At 49.7% G+C, this 24856-nt stretch carries 20 protein-coding genes and 4 pseudogenes; 13 read left to right on the top strand and 11 right to left on the bottom strand.

From position 1 onward, the window contains the following. Nucleotides 1-206 precede the first annotated feature (206 nt). Nucleotides 207-685 (top strand): annotated as a pseudogene (locus tag AL515_RS13425) (DUF4113 domain-containing protein); the annotation flags it as partial. Between the two features lie 119 nt (nucleotides 686-804). Beyond that, the gene (locus AL515_RS13420; RefSeq protein WP_061067976.1) at nucleotides 805-1800 is read left to right on the top strand and encodes a hypothetical protein; all 996 of its coding nucleotides are present in this window, start codon (nucleotides 805-807) and stop codon (nucleotides 1798-1800) included. A gap of 32 nt (nucleotides 1801-1832) precedes the next feature. Here the strand turns inward: AL515_RS13420 and AL515_RS24115 are convergent. The 6 genes and pseudogenes from AL515_RS24115 to nifJ all read right to left on the bottom strand — a co-directional run. After that, a pseudogene (locus AL515_RS24115) lies at nucleotides 1833-1940 on the bottom strand (SOS response-associated peptidase); the annotation flags it as partial. Next, a pseudogene (locus tag AL515_RS23615) lies at nucleotides 1940-2092 on the bottom strand (SOS response-associated peptidase); the annotation flags it as partial. The pseudogenes AL515_RS24115 and AL515_RS23615, both read right to left, overlap by 1 nt. Before the next feature lie 166 nt (nucleotides 2093-2258). Continuing rightward, nucleotides 2259-2693, bottom strand: coding sequence for a universal stress protein UspF (uspF, locus tag AL515_RS13415; RefSeq protein ID WP_005126652.1), 435 nt, complete (start codon nucleotides 2691-2693; stop codon nucleotides 2259-2261). A gap of 81 nt (nucleotides 2694-2774) precedes the next feature. Then, nucleotides 2775-2987 (bottom strand): KTSC domain-containing protein, encoded by a 213-nt coding sequence (locus AL515_RS13410; protein ID WP_071887345.1) that lies wholly within the window; start codon nucleotides 2985-2987, stop codon nucleotides 2775-2777. A 152-nt stretch (nucleotides 2988-3139) separates the two neighbouring features. Beyond that, the gene (gene ompC, locus AL515_RS13405) at nucleotides 3140-4291 is read right to left on the bottom strand and encodes a porin OmpC (RefSeq protein ID WP_061067975.1); all 1152 of its coding nucleotides are present in this window, start codon (nucleotides 4289-4291) and stop codon (nucleotides 3140-3142) included. A 370-nt stretch (nucleotides 4292-4661) separates the two neighbouring features. Continuing rightward, complete coding sequence (gene nifJ / locus AL515_RS13400) at nucleotides 4662-8186, bottom strand: pyruvate:ferredoxin (flavodoxin) oxidoreductase (protein ID WP_061067974.1); 3525 nt, start codon at nucleotides 8184-8186, stop codon at nucleotides 4662-4664. Nucleotides 8187-8462: 276 nt separating this feature from the next. Between nifJ and AL515_RS13390 the strand changes: the two genes are divergently transcribed. Next, nucleotides 8463-8729, top strand: a complete 267-nt coding sequence (locus AL515_RS13390; protein WP_003020360.1) for a putative hemolysin — start codon at nucleotides 8463-8465, stop codon at nucleotides 8727-8729. Nucleotides 8730-8742: 13 nt separating this feature from the next. On the opposite strand, the gene hslJ is transcribed toward AL515_RS13390, so the two are convergent. The 4 genes and pseudogenes from hslJ to AL515_RS13370 form a co-directional block, all read right to left on the bottom strand. Continuing rightward, nucleotides 8743-9162 carry a heat shock protein HslJ gene (gene hslJ / locus AL515_RS13385; RefSeq protein WP_061067973.1) on the bottom strand — a complete coding sequence of 140 codons (420 nt, stop codon included), beginning with the start codon at nucleotides 9160-9162 and terminating at the stop codon, nucleotides 8743-8745. 112 nt (nucleotides 9163-9274) lie between these two features. Further along, entirely contained in the window at nucleotides 9275-10264 is a 990-nt protein-coding gene (gene ldhA / locus AL515_RS13380; protein ID WP_048211554.1) for a D-lactate dehydrogenase, read from the bottom strand. Nucleotides 10265-10420: 156 nt separating this feature from the next. Next, nucleotides 10421-10722, bottom strand: a pseudogene (locus tag AL515_RS23820) (class A beta-lactamase LEN-27); the annotation flags it as partial. A gap of 210 nt (nucleotides 10723-10932) precedes the next feature. Further along, on the bottom strand, nucleotides 10933-12039 hold the full coding sequence (locus AL515_RS13370; protein ID WP_061068827.1) for an alpha/beta hydrolase: 1107 nt from the start codon (nucleotides 12037-12039) through the stop codon (nucleotides 10933-10935). A gap of 408 nt (nucleotides 12040-12447) precedes the next feature. On the opposite strand from AL515_RS13370, the gene AL515_RS13365 reads away from it, so the two are divergent. From AL515_RS13365 to AL515_RS13330, 8 genes are all read left to right on the top strand, one after another. Further along, nucleotides 12448-13305, top strand: a complete 858-nt coding sequence (locus AL515_RS13365) for a hypothetical protein (protein ID WP_129533670.1) — start codon at nucleotides 12448-12450, stop codon at nucleotides 13303-13305. Nucleotides 13306-13339: 34 nt separating this feature from the next. Beyond that, the gene (locus AL515_RS13360; RefSeq protein ID WP_082759580.1) at nucleotides 13340-14719 is read left to right on the top strand and encodes a DUF2272 domain-containing protein; all 1380 of its coding nucleotides are present in this window, start codon (nucleotides 13340-13342) and stop codon (nucleotides 14717-14719) included. Between the two features lie 3 nt (nucleotides 14720-14722). Beyond that, entirely contained in the window at nucleotides 14723-15175 is a 453-nt protein-coding gene (locus tag AL515_RS13355) for a hypothetical protein (protein ID WP_061067971.1), read from the top strand. A 10-nt stretch (nucleotides 15176-15185) separates the two neighbouring features. Next, a complete protein-coding gene (locus AL515_RS13350) occupies nucleotides 15186-15521 on the top strand; it encodes a hypothetical protein (RefSeq protein WP_048211557.1) in 336 nt (111 codons plus the stop codon). A 230-nt stretch (nucleotides 15522-15751) separates the two neighbouring features. Next, nucleotides 15752-18391 carry a YdbH family protein gene (locus tag AL515_RS13345; RefSeq protein ID WP_061067970.1) on the top strand — a complete coding sequence of 880 codons (2640 nt, stop codon included), beginning with the start codon at nucleotides 15752-15754 and terminating at the stop codon, nucleotides 18389-18391. Then, on the top strand, nucleotides 18388-18579 hold the full coding sequence (locus tag AL515_RS13340; RefSeq protein ID WP_061067969.1) for a YnbE family lipoprotein: 192 nt from the start codon (nucleotides 18388-18390) through the stop codon (nucleotides 18577-18579). Before AL515_RS13345 ends, AL515_RS13340 begins: the two co-directional genes overlap by 4 nt. A 7-nt stretch (nucleotides 18580-18586) precedes the next feature. After that, entirely contained in the window at nucleotides 18587-18910 is a 324-nt protein-coding gene (locus AL515_RS13335) for a YdbL family protein (protein ID WP_061067968.1), read from the top strand. Between the two features lie 132 nt (nucleotides 18911-19042). Next, nucleotides 19043-19222, top strand: a complete 180-nt coding sequence (locus AL515_RS13330) for a hypothetical protein (protein WP_048211566.1) — start codon at nucleotides 19043-19045, stop codon at nucleotides 19220-19222. A 34-nt stretch (nucleotides 19223-19256) separates the two neighbouring features. On the opposite strand, the gene azoR is transcribed toward AL515_RS13330, so the two are convergent. Further along, nucleotides 19257-19862: an FMN-dependent NADH-azoreductase gene (azoR, locus tag AL515_RS13325; protein ID WP_005126702.1), complete on the bottom strand. Its 606-nt coding sequence runs from the start codon at nucleotides 19860-19862 to the stop codon at nucleotides 19257-19259. A gap of 201 nt (nucleotides 19863-20063) precedes the next feature. Between azoR and hrpA the strand changes: the two genes are divergently transcribed. After that, nucleotides 20064-23966, top strand: coding sequence for an ATP-dependent RNA helicase HrpA (hrpA, locus tag AL515_RS13320; RefSeq protein ID WP_061067967.1), 3903 nt, complete (start codon nucleotides 20064-20066; stop codon nucleotides 23964-23966). Between the two features lie 80 nt (nucleotides 23967-24046). Continuing rightward, the gene (locus AL515_RS13315; protein WP_170927359.1) at nucleotides 24047-24844 is read left to right on the top strand and encodes a YdcF family protein; all 798 of its coding nucleotides are present in this window, start codon (nucleotides 24047-24049) and stop codon (nucleotides 24842-24844) included. Nucleotides 24845-24856: the final 12 nt, after the last annotated feature.

Genomic DNA, 24856 nt, shown 5'->3' with positions numbered 1-24856 from the left:
CCTGGATTTTGCCAGCTGAAAGAAATCGCTCCTTATAAAGCATAGATAATTCAACCCGCTAAGGCGTGTTTTCTTTTTTTACTACTGACAGGAAATTAACAATTTGTGCTCTTAAAACGTTGATCATTTTTGTGTACAGTTATGCTGTATAAAAACACAGTAAATGCAATGAAGGCTATTATGAAAGTTGAATTAACCATTGATCGCATGAAATAACTTCCCAGGCTATTTGCAGCTATGCTACGCGTGTAGCGGAGAAGTTGCGTAGTGAACATCAATACTGCCGGATTGTGTCAGCATTCGTCAAAACCTCGCCGTTTGCCCTTAACGAACCTTATTATGGCAACAGCTCTTCAATGAAGCATAAGACAGTCGGGCCATCATCAGCGCGGCTACGCGTTGCCTTGATGCGATTTGGCGCGACGGCCACCAATATCAGAAAGCGGGAATTATTCTTGGTGGCTTCTTCAGTCAGGGTCTGGCTCAGCTCAACCTGTTTGACGACCACGTGCCGCACGCCGGGAGTGAAAAATTGATGGAGGTGTTGGATCACCTCAATACGAAAGATGGCAGGGGGACTTTGTTCTTTGCCGGGCAGGGGATACAGCAACAATGGCAGATAAAGAGGGAGATGCTCTCGCTACGGTATACGCTGAGATATTCTGATTTATTATGCATTAGATAGCGCGTGAGTATTTAAGGTGCTCATGAAATTCATACAAAACTACTATTCCAGTAATTGAAATGTGAACGATTATATAATTAAGTGTTTTTAAATTTGCAATCAATATCGTGGGTGAGTCGATGAAAACAGAAAAAATACTTTCTATAAGCCTGGCTTTCATCCCATTAATTTCATTTGCAGATATGAATAGCTGTGTCGGGTTAGCCAACACCCTAAAAGAATATAATATATCGAGCCAGTCGTCAGCATTTCTAAATAGTGCATTTGACCAATATTGTGACCAGAGTGGCTCCACAAAAGCATCTGGTGGCGGGATTGGGTTGGATATGGTGATAAAAGCCATCCCAATTAAATTTACTGGAAGTTATTCTTCGACAGAAGAAGGCTTTAGAAACTTTTGTAAAAATTACTCGTCAGTAGCAACTGCTGCCGAGAGAAAATTCTCGTACGAAGAGAAAATCGCCACCAAGTCTTTGGAAACAATAGACTCATGCTTGCGGATCGCTGCGACTGGAGCAGTGGTGACGCATGAAATACCAAACGCAAAATCCGTCGTGTTTTATTTGCAAAGCGGTTCAGCAACGAAATTAGAGTTAAAAGGATTGTTCCCTACTCCTGATGATGGTGTTTTATGTAAATCACAAGTTGATGGACAGCTTAAAAATATAACTGAAGAGACGTACACCAAAGTTGAACCAAGCATTAGCATTTCTTGTTCGAGAATTGCTAAGGCACAGGGGGCAGGGGTTAAAACGTATGAAGAGCAAGTAATAACACTGGCCACCAATCTAGGTAACTACACTGTTTTTTTACCACAAGATGAAAGAATGCCAATAGATATGGCTCAAAACATTTCGAACCGAGTGGACAAGCTTGAGGCGAGTAGCTTTGAACTTTCCGCAAAAACATTATCTTTAGAAAATGATTCGAATAAAGAAAAAGTTGCGTTGAAGTTTGTGGTTGTTACTAATGCAGAGAACTGTCCAGATGGCTGGACAAGCCAGGGAGTGGTAGGTTGGATAATGCACAATCCGGATTATAGTAACAACGTCGGAAAAGGGGGAAGATTCAATGACGACTGGACATGGACGCATCCTCGGTTATGTAAACGTTAACCAGCGAGCCGATCCAATAGACATAACGGTAGTTATAAAGGGTCAATAAGTATGGCACCTTGATTATTCACATTCCCAACGGCACGCGTCATGGCGTGCCATATAAATTTATCAGCCGTCACGGAGCCGTCGGCTGCAATTCACGTCCGCTCAGAAGCAGAACTTTGGTCCCTGGTACTACGTTGAAATGCCCGATCGGTTACGGACCATATGGAATGTCTCGTTCGACTTCTCCAGCGAGAAGGGCGAGATAATCTTCACGCGTCATTGACTGTGAAAAGCGTCCACACACAGAAACTTCCAGCCAGATGCCAGAGAAAGTATTAAAAAAGTCTGATCTAAAAACTATGGCGTGTGTGGTACGGATAAGCGAGAAAAATGTCAGCACATTTAGGTCAGGAGTCGTGGGGTAAAAGAGAGGAAACAAAAAGCCCGCAACGGTGTGCGGGCCAGACAGCTTAGCGAACCACCAAAACTGAACACTCCGCGTGACGCACCACGGCTGCGGCGTTAGAGCCCAGCAGATAAGTGGTGATGTCCGGTCGGTGTGACGCAATAATGACCATATCTGCTGGTAATTTCCTGGCTATCTCCAGGATTTTATCTTTTGGTGCACCTTCAGCAACGTGAACATGCACTCTGTCCGTTGGGATATTGAACTTCTTGATAATCTCTTCCAGTTGAGATTTTGCTTCGGCTTTCAGATCGTCCATGGCCGGTAACTCTGCCGAGTAGGCCAGTCCCAGAGAAGCGTAATAGGGCAGTGACGGAATAACGGTCAGAAAATGGACCTGCGCATCGTCAATTTTTGCCTCTGCTTCAACATGGGCAATAACGCGTTGAGTTAATTCTGAGTCTGAAATATCGATGGGTACAAGAATCGTTCTGTTCATAAAACCTCCTGTTTAAGTATCCATCTAAAGCTTACCGCGTAATGGCACTTTATGTACAATGACAAAGATCACATTTTGGCATCACTTTATTTTGATTTCAGGAAATTTCCCTTTTATAACCCCATCATAAAATCGGCCCTTAGAGACCACGCTAAGGAAATCACGAAAAATACGCGCCGGGACATGCTGATACTGCAATGTAGTGAGTTGATGAAAGCGAATTTCCAGTGTGCGAGAGGATTCGTCATAGCCGACGGATGCAATACGGGATGATTTAACGGGGTGATGATTCATTGCAGGTATCCTCTACTACAGGTATTAATGCAAGATATCATCTATCAAAGGTGTATTTTAACGCAACAGATATAATGTTTTGATCTGGATAAAACAGAATTGCGATAACAGAAAGGAAAGCCCGCTGTTGCCAGCGGGCTATCAGAGACAGATTAGAACTGGTAAACCATACCCAGTGCTACAACGTCATCGGTAGAGATACCGTTGTCTTTGTAGAATTGGTCATCTTCATCCAGAAGGTTGATTTTATAATCAACATAGGTGGAGAAGTTTTTGTTAAAGTAGTAAGTTGCACCTACAGAAGCATATTTCACCAGATCTTTGTCTGTGCTGGTTCCTGCTGGGCTTGCTGCAGTACCTGGCATGGTCAGATCCTTACCTTTAGACATCAGGAAAGACACTTCCGGACGCAGACCAAAGTCGAATTGATATTGTGCCGTAACTTCAAAGTTCTGAGTTTTGTTGGCAATAGTATTGTCGTGACCGTCTGAGCCGCCATACGGAGTCATATTGCGGGTTTCGGAGTACATGGTTGCCAGATAGATGTTGTTCGCGTCGTATTTCAGACCGGCAGTCCACGCATCCGCTTTGTCGCCGCCAGCAGTGGATTGATTTACCTGCTCGTTGGTACGATCGGAAGAGGTATATGCTGCACCGAAGCTTACGCCCATACCCAGATCGTAGGTAGAGGAGATACCGAAGCCGTCACCGTTGGAGTTCTTCACATTACGGTCACCACTATTATTGGTGCCTTCCTGCCCGTTTTGACTTTCGTTCGCGCCCTGATACTGCAGCGCAACGTTCAGACCGTCAACCAGACCGAAGAAGTCGGTGTTACGGTAGGTCGCTACGCCGTTAGCACGACCGGTCATGAAGTTATCAGCCTTGGTATAGGAGTCGCCACCGAATTCTGGCAGCATATCGGTCCAGCCTTCTACGTCGTACAGTACACCGTAGTTACGACCGTAGTCGAATGAACCGTAGTCGCCAACTTTAATACCGGCGAAGGCCAGACGAGTCCAGGAATCACCTTTATCGCCGCTTTCAGTACCGTTAGCCTGAACCTGATATTCCCACTGGCCATAACCGGTGATCATATCGTTAACCTGAGTTTCACCTTTGAAGCCCATACGCATATAAGTCTGATCGCCATCGCTGTTGGCGTCGTCGGAGAAGTAATGCAGGCCGTCTACTTTGCCATAGAGATCTAATTTGTTGCCGTCTTTATTATAAACTTCAGCAGCGTGAGCAGCGCCTGCCGCTAACAGTGCAGGAATTACAAGTGCCAATACTTTTCTGTTCATTGAAATAATCCTTTAGTTTTTTTATTAACCTGTGACTACCCGTGTAGGGAGTAAAAGCATGCTAAAGGAGAAGTTCCGTAAAGAGATAAATATGAATTGTTACGCCTTAAGTAAAACCTTAAATAAATAATTCTGCTGAAATGGTGATAATTATCATGAATGTTTTGTTGTGAAAATATATAAAATAAAAATTATACAAGTGAATCTCATTGCGTTATTCTGCGCGGGTTATATGCCTTTATTGTCACGACTTAATTTATTGTCGTTGGTATGTTGGCAGGAATGCTCACTACTCAGCGAATAAATTGACAAGCCCGAACAATTGTTCGGGCTTTTTTTTTGACTCCTGGTTAATACCTGACAGAGCGTATTAATCAGTGCTGCTTTTTTCTGCTTTTCCTGCCAATTGCGCCAGGAAATCGTAGCGTTTTTGCAAGTCAGCCGTTGCGTCTTTCCACAGTTGCTCCGCAACCTCGGGTTGTTGAGCATTCAGGCGGCGGAAGCGCTGCTCGTTCATCAATGTCTCAGCCAGCGCGTCTGACGGTGGGCGAGAGTCCAGCGCCAGCGGCAATTTACCTTCGTCTGCACGACGCGGATCAAAGCGGTACAGCGGCCAGAATCCGGTAGCCGTGAGCTGGCGCATCTGATCGTGGCTTAGCGCAAGATCGTAACCGTGCTCCTCACATGGGCTATAGGCGATAATCAGCGACGGACCTGGATAGGCTTCCGCTTCCTGAATCGCTTTCACCGTCTGGTTTAGCTGTGCGCCCAGAGAGATCTGTGCAACATACACGTGCCCGTACATCATCATACTGACGCCAAGATCTTTACGCGCCTTGCGCTTACCGTGCTCGCCAAATTTGGTGACGGCCCCGAGCGGCGTGGCTTTCGATGCTTGTCCACCCGTGTTGGAGTAACATTGAGTATCCAGCACCAGAATATTGACGTTCTCGGTCAGGCTCAGGACGTGATCCAGGCCGCCAAAGCCAATATCGTAAGCCCAGCCGTCGCCGCCAATCAGCCAGATGGATTTTTCGACCAGCGCGTCGGCATCGGTTAACAGCTGCTGTGCGCCTTCGACATCTTTCAGGTGCTGGCGCAGCGCGGCAACTTGCTCACGACGGACTTCTGGTGTTGCCTCCGCGTGCAGGGCGTCATTCAGCTCAGCCGGGATTTTATCGGCAAACTGTTCCAGTAAACGCATGACGCGCACACGATGCTGATCCACCGTCAGACGGAAGCCCAGACCGAACTCGGCGTTATCCTCAAACAGTGAGTTCGCCCATGCAGGTCCACGGCCATTGGCATCGGTGGTATACGGCGTTGAGGGCAGGTTACCGCCATAAATCGATGAACAGCCGGTCGCATTGGCGATCAGCATACGATCGCCGTACAGCTGCGTAAGCAGTTTGATATACGGCGTTTCACCACAGCCAGAGCAGGCGCCGGAATATTCAAACAGCGGCGTTATCAACTGCGAGGTACGAATATCAATACGTTCCAGTTTAGTGCGATCAATCTCCGGCAGATTGAGGAAGAAGTCGTAGTTAACTTTTTCTTCTTCAACATGCTCAAGGCGCGACATCATATTGATGGCCTTGATCTCCGGATTTTGCCTGTCTTTCGCAGGGCACACTTCGACGCACAGATTACAACCGGTGCAATCTTCAGGTGCAATCTGCAGGACATATTTCTGACCGCGCATATCGCGTGATTTCACATCCAACGAATGCAGGCTGGCAGGCGCGTTTTCCATCGCTTCTGGTGATACCACTTTGGCACGGATGGCCGAGTGCGGACAGGCGGCAACGCAATGATTACACTGGGTACACAGATCTTCTTTCCAGATTGGGATCTCTTCGGCAATATTGCGTTTTTCCCAGCGCGTGGTACCCATCGGCCAGGTACCGTCCGGCGGTAACGCTGAAACGGGCAGGGCATCGCCGAGTCCGGCGAGCATCGCTGCGGTGACGGTTTTCACGAAATCAGGCGCGGCATCGGAAACTACCGGCGGACGGTTGGCGCTGTGTGGATCAACCGGTTGCAGTGCCACTTCGGCAACGGATTCACGTGCCAGCGCCAGCGCCTGCCAGTTACGTTCCACCAGATCCTGACCTTTATTGCTGTAGCTTTTCGCAATCGCACCCTGCAATTCAATCAGCGCGCTGTCACCAGGTAAGATTTGCGTCAGATGGAAGAATGCCATCTGCATCACGGTGTTAATACGCGCAGCCAGACCGCACTCGCGCGCGATTTTGGCCGCATTAATCACATAGAAACGGGCTTTCTTCTGATTCAGGACCGCCTGAACTTCCTGCGGCAAACGCGCCCAGACTTCATCCACGCTGTACGGGGTATTGAGCAGGAAAATACCGCCAGGCTTCAGACGCTCGGCCATTTGATATTTATCGATAAACTGCAACTGATGGCAGCCGACAAAATCAGCCTGCGATACCAGATACGCGGAACGGATAGGCTTCTCACTGACGCGCAGGTGAGAAACGGTCAGGCCACCTGCTTTTTTCGAGTCATAGACGAAATAGCCCTGCGCGTACCACGGCGTGGAGTTACCGATAATCTTGATATTGTTTTTGGTGGCCGACACGCTACCGTCACTGCCCAGACCGTAGAACAGCGCTTCGAGCTTCGCGGTACCGGGCAGGGTGTTTTCTGGCAGAGGTAGCGACAAATTGGTGACGTCGTCATAAATACCGACCGTAAAACGTGATTTGGGCTTAGCGCTGCTCAGTTCATTAAACACCGCCATCACGCAGTCCGGGCCAAACTCTTTAGAAGAAAGCCCGTAACGTCCGCCAATCACGCGCGGTAGGGTTTCCCGCTCACCGCAGTTAAAGGCTTCTGCCAACGCGGTCATTACATCCAGATACAACGGTTCTGCCTGGGCGCCAGGCTCTTTGGTGCGATCCAGAACGGCAACGCTACGCGCCGTTTCTGGTAATACTTGCAGTAAATGTCTGGCGGAGAAGGGGCGGAACAGTCGAACTTTCAGGACGCCAACTTTCTCTCCACGAGCAAGTAACTCGTCGACGACTTCTTCGCAGGTACCAATCGCAGAACCCATCAAGATAATGACGCGTTCTGCCTGCGGATGACCGTAATATTCAAAGGGTTGATACTGGCGGCCCGTCGCCGCGGCGAAGTCGTTCATCGCCTGTTCGACGTTTTCGTAAACCGCGTTGTACCAGGGGTTTGTCGCTTCGCGCGACTGGAAGTAGGTATCCGGGTTCGCAGATGTACCGCGAATAACCGGATGCTCTGGATTAAGCGCGCGGGCGCGGTGAGCATCGATTTCCGCCTGCGGCATCAGTCCGAGGATCGTGTCATCGGCTAGCGGCACAATTTTATTGATTTCATGCGAAGTACGGAAACCATCAAAGAAATGAATAAAAGGCACCCGACTTTTCAGGGTGGCGATTTGTGAAATCAGTGCGAAATCCTGTGCTTCCTGGACGCTGCTGGCGCAGAGCATCGCACAACCCGTCTGGCGCACCGCCATTACGTCGGAATGGTCACCGAAGATAGACAGCGCATGAGTAGCAATCGTACGCGCGGCAACGTGCAGCACAAATGGCGTCAACTGACCGGCCAGTTTGTACAGCGTTGGGATCATCAGCAACAGGCCCTGCGATGAGGTAAACGACGTAGAGAGCGCGCCGGTCTGCAACGCGCCGTGAACGGTCGCGATCGCACCGCCTTCCGACTGCATTTCAACGACGCGAGGGGTATCCCCCCACACGTTTTTAAGCCCGTTCCCGGCCCAGGCGTCTGCCTGTTCCGCCATCGTCGAACTTGGTGTAATCGGGTAGATGGCGATAACTTCGCTGGTACGAAATGCGACCGAAGCAACCGCACCATTACCGTCAATTGTTTGCATACTGACACCCTTACATTGCGCAAAAAGAGGGATCCGCGTAACCGCGGCGAATCCTGTAGTTATATCTTTCTATTTTAGCAAAAGCGCTAAAGACAGATTTTCGCTTTTGTGTCCTGGGAATAAGCAGAATGAATGGTTTGATCAAAGGAGGAGCCAAAAAATTGCCAGAAAATGTAAACAGCACGCATAAATGCGCATTTTGCCTCTCGACGGCGGTGTTTTCGCTGCCTATTATTTATGGCTGTGTCGTTTGGTTAATATTCAGAGGGGAGTAAGATGCGCGCAGCGTTTTGGGTAGGGTGTGCCGCGTTATTATTATCGGCTTGCAGCAGTGAACCTGTTCAGCAGGCAACGGCCGCACACGTTGCACCGGGGATGAAGGCCGCAATGTCCAGTTCTGGAGAGGCAAATTGTGCCATGATTGGCGGTTCGCTATCCGTTGCCCGTCAACTGGATGGTTCTGCTATCGGGATGTGTGCATTACCTAACGGCAAACGCTGTAGTGAGCAGTCGCTTGCCGCCGGAAGCTGTGGAAATTATTGAACCACTGCTTTTACTACATTAAATCTGCCAGTTTAAACGTCAACGTTTGTTCTGCCGTAGCCAGTGTTAACTGGTCAGCAGTCAGATCAACCTGTGCGCCTTGCTTAAACATCTCGCTGACGATGCCGTCGAGCGCGTTAAGCTGTGGATCGGCGCACATCATGCGCGTCATTGCCATGTCTTTCACTTTTAATTCACCGTCGGACAGCTTGCCCTGACCGTGGAACTGATTACACATTTTTCCCGACACCGTCATATTTTCACCGAAACTTAATTCAGGTGGGGTATTGGCGACGGTTACCGGCTTGCCATTGACGCTCTGTAAAACAAAACGGTGGTGCTGTAACTGTTCGCGATTGACGGAAATTTTTCCATTGCTCACACAGCCAGCCATCAGCATGCTGAGCGCAATCAGCGTGACAATTTTCTTCATTAACTTTCTCTACGTTCGTGGCGGAATTGCATTCATGATGGTAATGATATCGCCAGATTTATCATCGGGGGTTATCTGAAAATGCTCCCCCGGAGGCGGGGGAGCGGAATGATTAGAAGAGGGCGTTCGGGCAGGTTTCGCCTTTGGCGATTTGAGCCAGATTCTGCAAGGTTGTTTCAGAAATGCTGGTCAATGCTTCGGCAGTCAGGAATGCCTGATGCCCGGTGAACAGGACGTTATGACAGGCTGACAAACGACGGAACACATCATCCTGAATCACATCATTGGACTTATCTTCAAAGAACAGGTCGCGTTCATTTTCGTACACGTCCATCCCCAGGGAACCGATCTTCTGGTTTTTCAGCGCGTCGATTGCTGCCTGAGAATCGATCAACGCCCCGCGGCTGGTGTTGATAACCATCACGCCATTTTTCATTTGCTCAAAAGCTTCGTGATTGAGCAGATGATAATTTTCTGGTGTTAACGGGCAGTGCAGGGAAATAACATCAGACTCCGCAAACAGTGTTTTAAGATCGACATATTCAACGCCTAGCTCCAGCGCAGCAGCGCTTGGGTAGGGATCAAACGCCAGCAGGCGCATACCAAACCCTTTCAGGATCCGCAGTGCAGCAACACCGATTTTACCTGTACCAATCACCCCAGCCGTTTTGCCATACATGGTAAAGCCGGTCAGCCCCTCAAGAGAGAAGTTGGCGTCACGCGTACGCTGATAAGCACGATGGATACGGCGGTTCAGCGTCATCATCATACCGATTGCATGTTCGGCGACGGCTTCAGGTGAATAGGCAGGAACACGTACAACCTGCAAGCCCAACTCTTTCGCAGCGTCCAGATCGACGTTATTGAACCCGGCACAGCGCAGCGCGATGTATTTCACACCGTGCTTTTTCAGTTCTTCCAGAACAGGGCGGCTGCCATCGTCGTTGACGAAAATGCACACGGCTTCACAACCATGGGCGGTTTTCGCTGTTTTTTCCGTCAACAAAAAGTCAAAGAATTCAAGTTCAAAACCAAAAGCCTCGTTAACCTGCTGCAGATACTTCTTGTCGTACTGTTTTGTACTATAGATGGCGAGTTTCATAAGACTTTCTCCAGTGATTTTGACGTCACATTAATTCAGTTCAAATTATTTTACAAAATCTAAAAAGTTATTGGTAGTCATAGATATAATGAATAATTCTAGAGTATCTCTTCTTAATGTGGGCACATTGCTGGATTTAAACCACTTTACTCAGCATAGGGTGATGGTGGCATCGTATAATTCGCCGACGGTCATGCCGTCCGCAAGATGTTTTTCCGTTACCGGCGAGTACTCGACCAGGTCAGGCAGGCCGTACTTAATGCGACGGTTTGAGCTGCTCTTGCCCGGCGTCAACGGGTGATAGCACCAGCGCCGCTGGTGAGATCCAGCTCGGCATAAACGCGTGCGGTGAGCTGGCTTTCTGCTTCTTTGACTTTATTCAACGTTGCCTGATGGGCTAACGTGGGCAGGCAAAATGCCGTGAGCAGAGGGATGAGGGACAGACGAAAGTGGCACAGTCATATTCTTCCTTGGGGGATGTCTTAACATAACTAGATATATAGCAAATACATAAGGTTAAATGTAGTTCGACACATGAGTGTTAGCTTTTACCTGGTCGTTCCTGGTTATGGACATTCGTACTGATAGTAGACTCTTGTCTCCAGGAGTCTACTATCGCCGAACAGGGTATACTTGTGTTATTCAGAATGTTTGAATTCATTATTTATTCATTCATTGATTTTCCAGTATTGCCCAGCTTCAATGTAGCTTAGCCCGATGCGTTGGGATGCTCGCTTGTTATCATTAATAAGATAAAAAATATCTGAAAGCACAGAACGTTCTTCGCTTGGGTAACTATGGCCTATAAAGCTAGTATCAACATTAGTTGCGTCAATCGATTCTATTCCAGGATAATAAATCAAACCCGTAGACGAATCACCCGCTCGCGGATAACGGTGTATCGTCTGGGATGCGGCTAACGCCTTATCTGTTGATGAAGCATATAAAGTAACAGGTTCTCCTTGTGCCACCAGTGCAGGGGCAATGTCTCGTTTGAAAACATCGGCATCTATGTCAGGAGCAGTTAGAATGACCTCTTTTATGCGATTTCGATAATCTGTATTTGTATTCAATACATCAATAATCGCCCGCGATAAAATTCTATTACCCATGCTGTGGGCTATCAGGTAAATATTTTTTGAATCGGATTTCTCAAGAAAGTCGATAAGGAAATTTTTTAGGTTGGTTTGTGTCCACTCAGCATTTTGCTCATCGATGGTATAAGCAGAAGTTCTGGCCTGTGAAGGCCAGCTATAAAAGACAGGGACCATATCGATGTTTAAATCATAGTATATTTGAGCTGTTTTTCTGGCTGCCTCGGCGAATGAGACATTATACCCATGAACGAAAATGAAGGTCTTTTTCTCTGGTATATTGCTTACTGTGGATACAAGGTAATTGAAAAAAACATTTTTAGCTAAAGGCGTTACACCAAGTAAGGCCACGTGTTTTTTGGGATCTTCTTTGAACTCAAGCTTTAAAAATGAAGGTTGTTCAGTTACTCCTATAATGTGGTGTCGAGGAATGCTAACTTCACAGAGTCCATAGGAGATTGAGGCTCGATTGATTCCATATGATTGGTTGGGTGGTGCGCCGCTGTTATAATTTCTATCGGTGGCATACAAAACCTTGACAATGGCATAATCTGGTTTTTGAGTTAATATATTTATTTCATTGCTGCTAGATGCCATACTGGTAACACCTGTGTTGGACATGCCGCAACCATTTAGTATGGCTATAAAAATACTGAAAACTATGTATTTTAATGTTTTCATTTTGCTTGACCTTGCTTTAAACATGGTTGGAGTGTCTTTCCTTTATTGATTTTTTCTGAATATTACCAACTAAAATTAATCGGAGTAATTAAGATTTACGTATTTCCGCAGGGAATGGCATTAATAAAATGGTTTTAATTTGGACTGACAGGATAGTAATATTTTATTAGTGACTGTTTATTAGATAACGCATGTGGCTAGCCAAAGGACATCAGACTTCTGATTGATACCGCGCTAGTAATTACTACGAACCTCTTACCGAATACTCACTGTTTCTGACTCATATTTTCAGGAAGCAACCCGCATGGTTCTGCTATCGGTTGACCAAACGTTCTTCACCGTGAGGGAGACAATATGTTTGGACTTGAAACGCTTGATATATTAATTGGGATAATGACTGTGTATTTCATGTTTGGGATAGCATGTACCGCGATTGTTGAAGCTATTTCTGCGTGGACCCGTATTCGTAGTCAAAATCTTGACGTGGCGCTGAGCGAGTTCCTTTCAGGCGATCTGTCTCAAAATCAGCAATTTATTACTCAGTTTTTTGAACATCCGTTAATTCAGTCCCTAAGTAAAGGAAACCAGGGGCGTCCTTCCTATATTCCCCCAGACATTGTCGCGCAAGTCGTGGAGGCGTTAGTTGTCAGCAAAAGTGCGATGGCAACGCTCTCCGCTGGAGTGAACGCCATGCCGGGAAATGCCAAAAATAATCGGATCAAAGGCATCCTCGAAACAGTGGTGGCGCAGACGGGCAATAACGCGGCCACGTTTCGCAACGCGGTTGCAAAACAGTTTGATGCGGTAATGGATCGCGCCTCGGGTTGGTATAAACGAAAAATGCAGACCATCACGTTGATTGTCGCCACCGTTCTGGTTCTTGGGGGGAATATTGACACCCTCAACCTTGCGACTGTGCTGGCCTCCAATCCTGATGTTCGAGAAAAAATGGTGGCGATCGCGCAGCAGGAAGTCAATGAGGCGAAAAATCAGGCTCAGGACAAGGAGCGCATCGCGGCAGCTAAAGGTAAATATAACCACGCGATTGCCGTTATGCAGTCTGCAGGCTTCGAACTGGGCTGGAAAGGATGGCCGCAAGGGGGTGCTGAATGGCTGGCAAAAGTGGTGGGCCTGCTGGTGACTATTTTCGCCGTCTCACTCGGCGGACCTTTCTGGTTCGATATTCTTCAACGGGTTATGCAGGTCCGTTCAACTGGCCCAAAACCAGCAGCACCGGGTAAATCTGACAGTCCGAAAAGTAAGTGAAGTGTAACGGTTAACTATCGACAGAGAGGGCATCATGATACTTACACCCGCACAGAAAAGTCTCTGTGAACGAGTTTTGAATGCGTTTGAAACCGGCTCGGCCGAAGGCGATTACTCGGCTATCGCGATATTCCATGATGGTCCTCACGGGATCAGGCAGATCACTTACGGTCGTTCACAAACTACGGAATACAGCAAATTGCAGGATCTGGTGACCCGCTACGTTAATGCAAATGGGCGATTCAGCGCCGATCTTGCTCCGTTTGTTGCAAAGATAGGCAATATCGCACTGGTTGACAATGAACCGTTTAAGGACTTATTACGACGAGCAGGGCGCGATGATCCGATAATGAAATCGGTACAGGATCGGTTCTTTGATGAGCGCTACTATCTGCCTGCGCTGAAATGGGCACAGGACTTTGGTTTTAAAGATGCGCTCTCATTTCTGGTCATCTATGACTCATTTGTTCATAGCGGCACTATTTTGACGTTCTTGCGCGCCCAGTTTCGTGAGGTGCCTCCAGCCAGTGGCGGTGATGAACACACCTGGATTTCCCAGTATGTTGAAGTGAGAAATTCATGGTTAGCCAACCATAGCAACCCCGAACTTCATCCTACCGTTTATCGTACAAAATGTTTGCGATTTGAAATAGATCGCGGCAACTGGGATCTTTCGCAGGTCCCCATTAACGCTAACGGTATACCCGTCAGGCCCTTACCTGATATATCAATCACTCAGACATCGATACCTCCGGTGGAACAACCCAGCGTTCCGTATTTTGGTGAGGAAGCACCCGTTTCTGGTTTTGCGGATAACGCCGCGTCGATCGCCGCTGACGAGTGGCATTTTTTTGGCGAGCAGCGCTACAACCGCAATGGTGGCCTTCTTCATTCCGGGCACAAAGAGGGTGAGGATGGCTGGTGGCAACGTGTTGGCCTGTATTGGGCAAAAATCGGGCGGGACGATCTGGACGGGCGAGATCATGACTGGCCGTGGTCGGCGGCGTTCATTTCATGGGCCATACGTCAGGCTGGCGCGGGGGAGCGTTTTTCCTACTCTGCTTCGCATGCGACGTACATCAGCAAATCGATCCGCGACAGAAATCAGGGTAATGCTAAAGCGTTGTACTGGGGATACAGGCTGAATGAGCGTAAACCGCAGGTGGGGGATTTGGTTTGTTGGGACAGAGACCCCGACAAAGTCGTTGATTACGATCATCAGCATCTGGGCAACTACAGCAGTCACACCGACTTAGTTGTTTCCGTAGGCACTAATGAGATTGAAATTATTGGCGGTAATGTTGGTAATTCGGTGACACGACGCCCGTTGGCGCTCACCGCCGACGGATTCCTTGCCAGCGATGTACAAGGAGGGGAAACGCTGTTTGCCATCATGGGGTATCGCGGAGAGTGAAAAATGAAACGATCTAATATAGTGCTTAAATACGCTGCCCCGCTAATGTTTTGCACTTTCCTTTTACTGAGTGGGTGTGCCTTATTCGTTTCACACTACGATGCAGGCGCGTACCAGAACTTCACAAATTTAAAGGCGTTCCACCTTAAATTTCTCGAAGATAATACAGCTAAACCCGGGAATACCTTTGATGAAACTAAGGTAAAGGCTACTTGCGATACCGGGGACCTCAAGTTCCGTGAGGCGACAGAATATGCTGCAGGCAAACATGATGACTCACGTGTACGGGCTATTCATTACCTCGATAATGTCTTTGAGAGTGATTGCCGAATGGCGATGAAGGATAAAAAGTTATTTAGCGTCGTCTATGCGGATGAAAAAACCGATGTAGTTAAGTTGAACTACGATCTGGCCATTCGGGGAGAAAGTTCCCGTGTGGGGTCTATTGTAAAATAGGGGATGAAAAATGTCAGATATTGATGATGCCATGAATGCGATTAAAAATGAGGTTGCTGAATCCATTAAAGAACAACTGAAAGCGCTCTTGCTCTCGGCAGCAAAAGATACGAATGAGGTAATAAACGATACCGGTAAGAAAATTGCGTACTGGCTGCGTCTTCGTGGGCAGGGAAAACTGAGTGACAGTGAACTGGAGGCGTTGCTCTACGCCAGAGATCAACTGCTGCGACAATATAAAAACACGGTGGAAATTGCAGCAAGAGCTCAGGTTGAGAAGATTGCTATTTCGCTGGTTAATATTGTGCTCGACAAATTATTGGGCATTGCCTTTCATCAGAAATGAGGCACGGCATAGGGCTAATAGGGCGAAAAAATGGTCGGTTTTCTGCGCCACTGACGGATGTGGTACAGGGTATCTCACTGAGAGACCACTATTTTTTATTACCCACAACCTATAAATATTACATATATTTCAATGGTATCTATTCTTAAGGTGGGCATGTTTAGCTAAACATGCCACAATACTGGCCTAAACCGGCTTAAATTTTCGCTAAATCAGGATATTAACTACCCATGAAGGGTAAATATAAAGCCGTTCTGGCACTCCTCTTATTATTGATTCTCGTGCCGCTGACGTTGGTCATGACGCTTGGCCTGTGGGTTCCCACGCTGGTGGGCGTCTGGTTGCCTGTCGGCACGCGTATTGCGCTGGATGAGAGCCCACGGCTGACACGGCATGGGCTGCATATCCCGGAACTTCGCTATCTGGTCGATGATTGCCCGCTAGCGCACATTACTCAGGCAGAGCTCTCTCACCCCAGTCGCTGGTTGCTTAATGTTGGGACAATTGAGCTCGACTCGGCTTGCCTGGCCAAATTGCCGCAGGCAGAACCCTCGCCGGTAGCGCCAAAAACGCTGGCTGAATGGCAATCAATGCTACCCAATACCTGGATTAACATCGACAACGTTATTCTCTCTCCATGGCAGGAGTGGCAGGGGAAACTGTCGCTCTCGCTAACGCCCTCTACCCAGCAGCTGCGCTACCAGGGTGAAAAAGTTAAATTTCAGGGGCGTCTGCACGGACAGAATCTGACGGTAAATGAGCTGGATGTTGCAGCATTTGAAGGGCAGCCGCCGATAAAACTGGTCGGTGAATTTACCATGCCGCTGGTTCCTGATGGACTACCAGTGAGCGGGCATGCGGTTGCTACTCTGAGCTTGCCGCAGGAGCCAACGCTGGTTGACGCCGAACTTGAGTGGCAAGAAAACAGCGGACAACTGATCGTTATGGCACGGGATGCGGTCGATCCGCTTCTCGATCTGCCATGGGAAATAACGCGTCAGCAACTGACTATCAGTGACGGTCGCTGGAACTGGCCTTATCAGGGGTTCCCGTTAAGTGGGCGTCTGGGGGTGATAGTTGAAAACTGGCAGGCCGGTCTGGAAAATGCCGTGGTGAGTGGGCGTCTGAACATTCTGACGCAAGGCGATGCCGGTAAAGGAAACGCCGTATTAACGTTAGGGCCAGGTAGGCTCGGTGTGGATAGTAGCGATATGCCGTTACAGTTGATCGGTGAGGCGAAACAGGATGACCTGATCTTCTACGCGAAGTTACCCGCCAGACTTACCGGAAGCCTGATCGATCCGCAGCTCGCTTTCGAGCCAGGGGCATTGCTGCGTTCCCGTGGGCGAGTCATCGATTCACTCGATATTGACGAAATTCGCTGGCCATTGGCTGGCGTTAAAGTGACACAGCGCGGTGTGGATGGGCGTCTGCAGGCCATTTTACGAGCGCATGAGAACCAGATGGGTGACTTTGAGTTACACCTTGATGGTCTGGCCAATGATTTTCTTCCTGATGCCGGTCGTTGGCAGTGGCGGTATTGGGGCAAAGGCAGTTTTACACCGATGCATGCGCTTTGGGATGTCGCGGGCAAAGGGGAGTGGCACGACAACACCCTGAGACTTTTCGACCTCTCGACCGGGTTTGACCAACTGCAATACGGCACCATGAAGGTGGAAAACCCGCGTCTGGTGATGGATGCGCCGATTGTGTGGGTCCGTGATGCCGAAAAACCGACGTTTAGCGGTGCGCTTTCGCTCGATGCCGGAAATACGCTCTTTAGCGGGGGCAGCGTCTTACCTCCTTCAACGCTGAAGTTCAGTGTTGAAGGGACTGATCCGACGATTTTCCAGTTCAAAGGTCAACTTCATGCCGGAGCAATTGGTCCTGTACAGTTGAATGGGCGCTGGGATGGGATCCGCCTGCGTGGCCAGGCCTGGTGGCCAAAACAATCACTCACCGTTTTCCAGCCATTGGTACCACCGGACTGGAAAATGAATCTGCGCGAAGGTGAACTTTATGCGCAGGTGGCGTTCTCCGCCGCGCCGGAGCAGGGCTTTGAGGCGGGGGGGCACGGTGTACTGAAAGGGGGTAGTGCCTGGATGCCTGATAACCAAATTAACGGTGTCGATTTTGTGCTGCCGTTTCGTTTTAGCGAAGGCGTATGGCAACTGGGTACGCGGGGGCCGGTGTCATTACGTATTGCAGAAGTTGTGAATCAGGTTGCTGCGACAAACATCACCGCCGATCTGCAGGGCGGGTATCCCTGGAGTGAAGACAATCCGTTGCTGTTAAGCGATGTCAGCGCCGAACTACTGGGTGGCAAAGTGGTTATGCAACAACTGCGGATGCCGCAGCACGATCCGGCATTGTTACGGGTGCAGAATATCTCCTCCAGCGAACTCATCAGTGCGGTAAATCCGAAGCAGTTTGCTATGTCGGGTCCGGTCAGCGGTGCGTTACCGTTATGGCTGAATAACGAAAAGTGGATCATCAAAGACGGCTGGCTGACCAACCCAGGACCAATGACGTTGCGTATTGATAAAGACACCGCGGATGCCGTCGTCAAAGATAATATGGCGGCGGGTGCGGCCATTAACTGGCTGCGTTATATGGAAATAAGCCATTCCTGGACGAAAATAAATCTGGATAACCTCGGTGTTTTAACCATGCAGGCAACGGTGACTGGCAACAGCCGGGTAGATGGCAAAGTGGGAACGGTTAATTTGAATTACACCCACGAGGAAAACGTCTTTACGCTATGGCGCAGTTTGCGTTTTGGCGACAATTTACAGGCATGGCTTGAACAAAATGCAGCGCTGCCAGAAACCCATTGCCCGGAAGGCAAGGAATGTGAGGAACAACAATGAAAACGAAAGCTGCCATGCTGGGACTGTTTGCGTCATCTCTGCTGGCGGGGTGTACCCCCAGAATCGAAGTGGCTGCGCCTAAAGAGCCCATCACTATCAATATGAACGTCAAAATCGAGCACGAGATCCATATCAAAGTGGATAAAGACGTCGAGAGTTTACTGAAATCGCGCAGCGATCTGTTCTGAGGTCACGATGAAAAAACAGCTTGTAGCGATCCTGGTGGCGTTAAGTTTTTTGAGCGGCAACGTATGGGCATTGACGCTGAATGAAGCCAGAACGCAGGGACGGGTAGGTGAAACGCTTAACGGCTATCTTGTAGCGCTGAAAACGGATGCTGAAACGCAGGCGCTGGTGAATGAGATTAATAAAGCGCGCAGCGCCAGCTATCAGCAACTGGCTGAGAGTAACAACATTCCGCCAGATGAAGTGGCGAAAATGGCCGGACAAAAGCTGGTTGCTCGCGCCAAACCCGGCGAGTATGTACAGGGCATAAATGGGAAATGGTTAAGGAAATAATAATTCATTTCTGAGCAGGAGCTGACAAGTATTGCATTCACATGAATTATTCATCGATATCGCAATAGTTGCCACACTGCATGATATCGATGTTGATATAGTTCCCCTCCGGTAGCGTCCTGGGGTGAAATCATGTGGCTTTTCAAGTGGTATGTCTGGAATCGTTGGGTATTCAAGCTGTTAAGCCGGGATGTCGCGGAGCCGGAACAATTTTTACAGCATTGCTGGGAAGAGAATCTGGCGAAGTGCAGGGATTACGCAACCATCTGGCGTGATATTAATCGCATTCACGGGAAGCAGGCAAAGAAGTAAAAACCCTCCCACCGGATGGTGAGAGGGTCAATCATCAGGCAGCGACGACGCTGTCGATTGCCGCTTTTGCATCGGATTGTGCTTTAGATGCCACTTCCGGACCGTAAGCAATGCCTTCCGCGAAGACGACGTTCACGTCGGTGATACCGATAAAGCCCAGGAACACATTCAGATACGGGGTGATCAGGTCGGTCGGCGTATCTTTATGGATACCACCACGGCTGGTCAGCACGATCGCACGTTTTCCAGTTACCAGACCTTCCGGGCCTTTCTCGGTGTAACGGAAGGTCACGCCAGCACGGGCAATCAGGTCGAAGTAGTTTTTCAGTTGCGTTGGGATGTTGAAGTTATACATCGGCGCGGCGATAACAATCACATCATGCGCTTTCAGCTCAGCGATCAGTTCATCGGACAGCGCGAGCGCTTCTTGCTGGCGTGGCGTCAGCGGCGTATCGCTCGGGCGCATCGCACCCACCAGCTCGCCATCCAGCACCGGAACAGGATTTGCAGCCAGGTCACGGACGGTGATTTCATCAGCGGAGTGCTTTTCACGCCACTGTTCAACAAAATAATCAGACAACTGACCAGACTGAGAGTACCCTGCCAGAATACTGGATTTAAGAACTAATACCTTGCTCATGGGTGTTTCCTTTTATGTGTTTGAAGGGGATGTGCCCCGTTGCTTGTTGACACTTTATTCACAATCCTGCCGCAGTGATAGCGCAATATATCGAATCCTATGTTCGAAATTATTGAACAACACATGAAAAGCGCCGATGTGGTACTCTATACCTATCATCTACAAGAGATTTAACCCGGCAGAGCACTGCCCTCTAACGCTATGACAGAACAACAAAAATTAACCTTCAACATGCTGCAGCAACAGCTGGACTCACTGATGCTGCGCGACAGACAGCGTTTTGCCCGCCGCCTGCACGGCGTGAAGAAGGTTAAAAATCCTGATGCACAACAGGCCATTTACCAGGAGATGGCGAAAGAGATCGCGCAGGCAGCAGGTAAAGTCGTGCTGCGCGAAGCGGCGCGTCCGGAGATTACCTATCCGGAAAACCTGCCCGTCAGCCAGAAAAAACAGGATATTCTGGACGCAATTCGCGATCATCAGGTGGTGATTGTTGCTGGCGAGACCGGCTCGGGGAAAACCACCCAGTTACCCAAAATCTGTATGGAACTGGGGCGCGGGGTAAAAGGGCTGATCGGCCATACCCAGCCGCGTCGTCTGGCGGCGCGCACCGTGGCGAACCGTATTGCGGAAGAGCTGCAGACCGAGCCGGGCGGCTGTATTGGTTATAAAGTGCGTTTCAGCGATCATGTCAGTGATAACACTATGGTCAAGCTGATGACGGACGGTATCCTGCTGGCGGAAATCCAACAGGATCGGCTGCTAATGCAGTACGACACCATCATCATCGATGAAGCGCATGAACGCAGTCTGAATATCGACTTTCTGCTCGGCTATCTGAAAGAACTTCTGCCGCGTCGCCCGGATCTAAAAATTATCATCACTTCGGCGACCATCGACCCGGAGCGTTTTTCAAAGCATTTCAATAACGCGCCGATTATCGAAGTCTCCGGTCGAACGTACCCGGTGGAAGTGCGTTATCGCCCGATTGTTGAAGATGCAGATGACACCGAGCGTGACCAACTGCAGGCAATTTTTGATGCCGTAGATGAGTTAGGCCGTGAAAGTCAGGGCGATATTCTGATCTTCATGAGCGGCGAGCGCGAAATTCGCGATACTGCGGATGCGCTGAATAAGCTGGATTTGCGCCATACCGAAGTGCTACCGCTCTATGCGCGTCTTTCAAACAGTGAGCAGAACCGCGTATTCCAGTCGCACAGCGGCCGCCGTATCGTGCTGGCTACCAACGTGGCGGAAACCTCGCTAACCGTGCCGGGGATCAAATATGTAATTGACCCGGGCACTGCGCGTATCAGCCGTTACAGCTACCGTACTAAAGTCCAGCGTTTACCGATTGAACCGGTGTCGCAGGCTTCTGCGAACCAGCGTAAAGGCCGCTGCGGTCGTGTTTCGGAAGGGATCTGTATTCGCCTGTATTCCGAAGACGATTTCCTGTCGCGTCCGGAGTTTACCGACCCGGAGATCCTGCGTACCAACCTGGCATCCGTTATTTTGCAGATGACTGCGCTGGGACTGGGGGATATCGCGGCATTCCCGTTCGTTGAAGCACCGGATAAACGCAATATTCAGGACGGGGTACGCCTGCTCGAAGAGCTGGGGGCGATAACCACCGACGAACAGGCAACCGCTTACAAGTTAACGCCGTTGGGCCGTCAGCTGTCGCAACTGCCGGTGGATCCGCGTCTGGCGCGCATGGTGCTGGAAGCGCAAAAACATGGCTGCGTACGTGAAGCGATGATCATTACCTCGGCGCTGTCCATTCAGGACCCGCGCGAGCGTCCAATGGACAAGCAACAGGCTTCTGACGAGAAACACCGCCGCTTCCACGACAAAGAGTCTGATTTCCTCGCGTTTGTGAACCTGTGGAACTATCTTGGCGAGCAGCAAAAAGCGCTGTCGTCAAACCAGTTCCGTCGCCAGTGCAAACTTGATTTTCTAAACTACCTGCGCGTGCGAGAGTGGCAGGATATCTACACGCAACTGCGCCAGGTAGTGAAAGAGTTGGGTATTCCGGTTAACAGCGAACCTGCTGAGTATCGGGAAATTCACGTTGCGCTGTTGACCGGGTTACTCTCGCATATCGGGATGAAAGATGCCGATAAACAGGAATTTACCGGCGCGCGTAACGCCCGCTTCTCGATCTTCCCCGGCTCTGGGTTGTTTAAAAAACCACCGAAATGGACGATGGTGGCGGAGTTGGTGGAAACCAGCCGCCTGTGGGGACGTATTGCCGCACGTATCGATCCCGAGTGGGTGGAGCCGGTTGCCCAGCATCTGATCAAACGTTCATACAGTGAACCGCACTGGGAACGCGCGCAGGGTGCTGTAATGGCGACAGAAAAGGTCACCGTTTACGGCTTACCGATTGTGGCCGCCCGTAAGGTGAACTACAGCCAGATCGATCCAGTCCTGTCGCGTGAACTGTTCATCCGCCATGCGTTGGTGGAAGGCGACTGGCAAACTCGCCATGCGTTTTTCCGTGACAACCTCAAGCTGCGTGCGGAAGTGGAAGAGTTAGAGCACAAATCACGCCGTCGCGACATTCTGGTCGATGATGAGACGCTGTTTGAGTTTTACGACCAGCGCATCAGCCATGATGTGGTTTCTGCCCGCCACTTTGACAGCTGGTGGAAGAAGGTTAGCCGCGAGACACCGGATCTGCTCAACTTTGAAAAGAGCATGCTCATCAAAGAGGGCGCGGAGAAAATCAGCAAGCTGGATTACCCGAACTTCTGGCATCAGGGCAATCTCAAACTGCGCCTGAGCTATCAGTTTGAACCCGGCGCTGATGCGGATGGTGTGACCGTGCATATTCCGCTGCCGCTGCTTAACCAGATCGAAGAGAGCGGTTTTGAATGGCAAATTCCGGGGCTGCGCCGTGAACTGGTGATCGCCCTGATTAAATCACTGCCAAAACCGGTACGACGTAACTTTGTGCCGGCACCGAACTATGCGGAAGCATTTTTAGGTCGTGTGACTCCGCTGGAACTGCCGCTGCTGGATTCACTGGAGCGTGAACTGCGCCGGATGACCGGCGTCACCGTTGACCGTGACGACTGGCACTGGGATCAGGTGCCCGATCATCTGAAAATAACGTTCCGGGTGGTCGACGATAAGAACAAAAAGCTGCAGGAAGGGCGTTCGCTGCAGGATTTGAAAGATGCGCTGAAGGGCAAAGTTCAGGAAACGCTGTCTGCGGTGGCGGATGACGGTATTGAACAGAGCGGATTGCACATCTGGAGCTTCGGTCAACTACCGGAAAGTTACGAGCAAAAACGCGGCAACTATAAAGTCAAAGCGTGGCCTGCGCTGGTGGATGAGCGTGACAGCGTTGCCATCAAACTGTTTGATAATCCGCTGGAGCAACAGCAGGCGATGTGGTGCGGTTTACGCCGCCTGTTGTTGCTGAATATTCCATCACCTATCAAATATTTACACGAGAAACTGCCTAATAAAGCGAAGCTGGGGCTGTATTTTAACCCGTATGGCAAAGTGCTGGATTTGATTGACGACTGTATCTCCTGCGGTGTGGATAGACTTATCGACGCTAACGGCGGCCCGGTGTGGACGGAAGAGGGCTTTGCGGCGTTGCACGAAAAAGTGCGGGCTGAGCTGAATGACACAGTGGTCGATATTGCGAAGCAGGTCGAACAGATCCTGACAGCGGTATTTAATATCAACAAACGTCTGAAAGGGCGTGTGGATATGACCATGGCGCTGGGGCTTTCGGATATCAAAGCGCAAATGAGCGGGCTGGTGTACCGTGGATTTGTCACCGGCAATGGATTCAAACGCCTGGGCGATACGTTGCGTTATTTGCAGGCCATTGAAAAACGGCTGGAGAAACTGGCGATTGATCCACATCGCGATCGGGCGCAGATGCTGAAAGTAGATAGTGTGCAGCAGGCCTGGCAGCAGTGGTTCAATAAACTGCCGCCCGCGCGGCGTGAAGATGATGATGTCAAAGAGATCCGCTGGATGATAGAAGAGCTGCGTGTCAGCTATTTTGCCCAGCAGCTTGGCACACCATATCCGATCTCCGATAAACGTATTCTGCAGGCGATGGAGCAGATTACGGGGTGACGCGATGCTGGACCGTAGGGCGGATAAAGCATAGCCGCCATCCGGCATCTGTACCCGGTAAAGAATAAACACCAGGAGTTATGAGTATGAGTCAGTTCCCGATACTTTCCGCAGCCACCCTTGCGGCGATAAATACCGTAGGGCGATGGTTGGCGCAGAATGATTTTATGGAGAACATCACCGTTCAGTCAGACTGCGTGATTCTGGCGGGCAACGCGGTTATTCCGACCATCGACGCCGCCTGTCGGATCGCGAAAGAACAACAGGTTCCCTTATTGATTAGCGGTGGCATCGGTCATTCTACGCGCTTTCTGTATGACGCGATTGCAGAGCATCCTCGCTATAACATCATCCGCACCAGCGGACGAGCAGAAGCTGCGATCCTGGCTGATATTGCGCACCAGTTCTGGCAAATTCCGGGTGAGACGATTTGGGTGGAAGACCAGTCAACAAACTGCGGTGAGAATGCACGCTTTAGCTGTGCCTTACTGAACCAGGCGACAGAAAATATTCACACGGTCATTGTGGTGCAGGACCCTACAATGCAACGCCGCACGATGGCGACGTTTCAGCGTGTAACCCGTGATTTTCTGCAGGCGCCGCGCTGGTTGAGTTTTCCCGGTTTTATCCCTGAGTTGACTCTACAGAACGGTGGTGTGGATTTCGCGCCAACTGCGGAGGGGCTGTGGTCTGTGGATCGCTATCTTTCACTGATTACCGGCGAATTGCCGAGACTGCGCGATGATGCAACCGGCTATGGCCCTCGTGGTCGTGATTTTATCGCCCATGTTGATATTCCGCAGAATGTTGAGGATGCATGGTTGCATCTGCAAAACGATACGGCGCTGACTGACCTGCTGGCGAGCCGATCGCTGTAATCTTTGCTGCCC

Origin of the sequence: Citrobacter sp. FDAARGOS_156, from assembly GCF_001559235.2 — a bacterium.
In the GTDB taxonomy this organism is placed as follows: Bacteria; Pseudomonadota; Gammaproteobacteria; order Enterobacterales; family Enterobacteriaceae; genus Citrobacter; species Citrobacter youngae.
The sequence above is the reverse complement of the archived record's forward strand: the minus strand, read 5'-3'. Positions and strand labels throughout refer to the sequence as shown.